This window comes from Sodalis-like endosymbiont of Proechinophthirus fluctus (assembly GCF_001602625.1).
In the GTDB taxonomy this organism is placed as follows: domain Bacteria; phylum Pseudomonadota; class Gammaproteobacteria; order Enterobacterales; family Enterobacteriaceae.
The window spans coordinates 36,995-40,102 of sequence record NZ_LECR01000082.1 but is presented as its reverse complement, the minus strand read 5'-3'; the positions used below and the strand labels follow the sequence as shown (position 1 = coordinate 40,102).

Genomic DNA, 3,108 nt, shown 5'->3' with positions numbered 1-3,108 from the left:
TGCGCCGCCTTTCAGCAGAGTGGCTAGATACAGGCTATGGGTAGTGGTGATGTTATCGCCCAGCAGGTTGATAAACGACAGTTGTTTATCCAGTCCCCAGCCGAAAAAGGGTTTTTGCGCCGCCAGCTCCAACGTGTGGCGCCAGATGCCAAAGCGGATGAAACTTTGCTGGTAACCGCTCGCCATGCGCTGCAAAAAGATATCGCCAAAGCTGGTCATAAACAGCAGGGCAAGCATCCCAACTCCTATCAGCGCCACCGCTACCAGATGGCGCCTACGCATAGACGATCGTAAAGTCAACAGAACGGCTAGCGCGCAGAGCAACGACAGCAAAGGGCCGCGGCTTTGGGTAAGCAAGAGGGCCAGCAATAACAAGGTGACCGGAAAATACAGCCAGCGCATGTCCATGTCGCGCATGATGATAAGGAACATTAAGATGCCTAACGCGAAATAGCCCGCCAGATCGATAACGTTAGTCGGCGCTCCGAAGAAACCGTCCGTCAGGCGATTATTTAAGATCGTCTGGGTATTGACGGTAAAAAACGTCAGCGCCACTATCACCATCATCCCGGCGGCCACGGCCCATAGCGCGATCAACCGAAGGCCCTGAAGGGCTATTGATCGGTACATAACAATAAACAGCAGCAGATAGAGAGCGTGGGTGAGTTCGGAAATCAGGTTCACTGGCTGGGCGGACCATAGCGTGGATAGGCAAAAATAGCCCAGCATCAAAGCGCTCAGAGATAGACCGGTATTGAACCGCCGGTCATTGAAGAGTTGACGGCGCAGTATGGGATTGCCCGCCAGCATCCCTAACAGGCACAGAGCGGACAGGTGAAAGAGATTATTGACTCGCGTATAGCCGCAAAAAATAGCGCCGAAGAAAAGAAATAGTGGAAACAAAACTACGAATGCCTTCTCCGCATAAATGTTAATCCTGGAAAGTATCATCAAAACTGACCTTCTCGAAGATCTCGCCACATAACGCGCTGTTCAATGAAAGGTTTTTCACCTCTACCCCGTTTTGCTGCAGCACTTCTCTAGCTAGAGTAAAAGCGGGAACGATGACCGATGTAAATTTTTCCGCCAGGAACGACGGCAGCTTGTCATAATCGCTTTCATAAAAGCGTGGCTGATGGAAATTGGTCATATCCAGCCCAGCGATGTAAAGACGTGTGAACCCCAAATAAAGCAGGATTTGCAGTGCCCAGAACACTACCGTGCCTGCGTCGAATATACCGTTGCGGATATCGGTGGTAAAGGCGATATCAGGATAGTCTGGATTGAACCGGATGTGGGGATCCTGGCCGAAGTGGCGGCCTACTCCGTTTCCAGGCACTCGTGGTTGATAGATGCGATAACAGGCGTCTTCAATCAGGGCCAGCCGGCAGCGCACTGCCGGCAGCGTGAAACGGTCGATAATCCGCGCGATACCGTGCAAGGTGGTGAATAAGGTAAGCGTCGGATCGGCAATAATAGCCCGCAGAACGTCGGTGCGGCGGTCGATAAAGCTCATATCGACGATGATATATAATTGAAAATCTAGCCGATCCTTAAGAGCGTAAGCGCCGTTTACGCCCACAACGGTCATTGCCGGCAGCCCGGCGAAATCCATCTCGTTTATTGAGAGACCGGTAGCGGTGATAAGCGCATCGCCACTGAAACGGTGATGCCAGTCTGTCAGAGGCACCAGAGGAACCAGCTGTCCCTTATAACGCAGTTGGGTAATGTCGCCTGTCAAGGCGTGGGTGATGCGGCAAAAGGGCCAGAGGTTTTCATTGTGCCGGTAAGAGCGCGGTCTGGTATATCGGTAAATCTGCTTAAAAAATGTGCTCATATCTCGATTCTTACGCCATAGAGTTGAGTTTAGCGCAGTCACCAAATAGGACCCCTTTTAGAAGGCAGGCGCATCCGACCGCTTGGCGGTCAGCCGCTGTCTAGCGGGCAATGGCTCCTCACAAAATTAACAATATTCACTCTATCATCAGGTGGTTAGCGCGTAAAGTTCCGTCGCCAGGTGAGCGAAATGATACAGCGCGACGAAGATAAAAGATGAGAGTGCGATAGCATCGGGGCAAATTATCAGTATATTGTTTAGCGACCGTTGTTCTTTGATTTCACCGGGACCCACAAAGCAGATCACCAGTATATATAACGCATCGACAATTGTAGATATTGCCAGAATCGGTAGCGATATAAGCAGTCCATGCGGCGAATGGCATCTGGGACCTCCTCAAGGGGCAGAAAACCTACTAGGCTGACGATATCCATCTCGGCGCTGGCATCGCGGATAAGCGCATCAAGGTAGCTCTGTTCATTGGTGGGACCGAAGACATAATAGCAGCACGGCAGGCTAGCCGGCAGCGTAAAATTTCTCTCCACACTGAAGGAGGCAGCGTTTTAGTCTTATTTCCGGCGGATATGCTAATATCGATGTTGAGGGTATCAGAGGGGACTGTTAGCTCTGCACGTGGCGTCGAGGGTTGTTTCGACAGCGGTGAGGTGGAGTGTCTAGGGCCGCTACGCCAAGTTAAAGACGATCCACCAGCCGCAGATAGTTCTGCAGAGTCAGCGTATCACGCTGACGCTCGACAACGCCACTGGCAGTGAGATAAAAACCTATGGTACCAGCACTGCGTGTGTGTAAATACTGAGAAACTTTTTTCAGGCGCGTTTTGCACAGGGCAGCATAAAACAAATTACCGTTGTTGAGATGCATTAGGAGGTAGACGTGTCCGTAGCGACGATTCATCAGCCGCGTAAGCGGAAGCGGATCTTACTAAACAGATTTTGCTTGTAGTCTTCGATATACAGGCGGTTCTGCCAGCGGCTGGAGACCGCGAGGCTGAGTAGCGCATCTGACGGTTTCAGATGGTTATGCAGCGGAGTAATATTGACGTAATCGCCAATTTTCGCCGTCTGGATAACCAGATTTTTCCCGTAGGTCTCTGTATCAGTTTTAACAGTAGCTTCACCGGTAACAGTAGCTTCACTGGTAACAGCAGCAGAAAGATGAACAGATAATTCATGATGGGCTACCCCTGTTCTCTTGGTGATAACATAGGTTGCAACATCCGCCAGACGTTCTCCGACGTTAGACTCTCCATA

General features: G+C 50.9%; 4 protein-coding genes and 1 pseudogene. All 5 read right to left on the bottom strand.

Going from position 1 to position 3,108, the window contains the following annotated elements; genetic code table 11:
* The coding region (locus tag BG74_RS08100; protein WP_204376366.1) for an O-antigen ligase family protein at positions 1-903 on the bottom strand (903 nt) is incomplete at its 3' end.
* 28 nt (positions 904-931) lie between these two features.
* Positions 932-1,837, bottom strand: coding sequence for a WaaZ-like lipopolysaccharide core biosynthesis protein (locus BG74_RS08095; RefSeq protein ID WP_066597717.1), 906 nt, complete (start codon positions 1,835-1,837; stop codon positions 932-934).
* A gap of 302 nt (positions 1,838-2,139) precedes the next feature.
* Positions 2,140-2,382, bottom strand: coding sequence for a hypothetical protein (locus BG74_RS14105; RefSeq protein ID WP_066597715.1), 243 nt, complete (start codon positions 2,380-2,382; stop codon positions 2,140-2,142).
* Positions 2,383-2,530: 148 nt separating this feature from the next.
* Complete coding sequence (locus BG74_RS14100) at positions 2,531-2,752, bottom strand: hypothetical protein (RefSeq protein WP_187202796.1); 222 nt, start codon at positions 2,750-2,752, stop codon at positions 2,531-2,533.
* Positions 2,752-3,108 (bottom strand): annotated as a pseudogene (locus tag BG74_RS14095) (hypothetical protein); the annotation flags it as partial. The pseudogene BG74_RS14095 and the gene BG74_RS14100, both read right to left, overlap by 1 nt.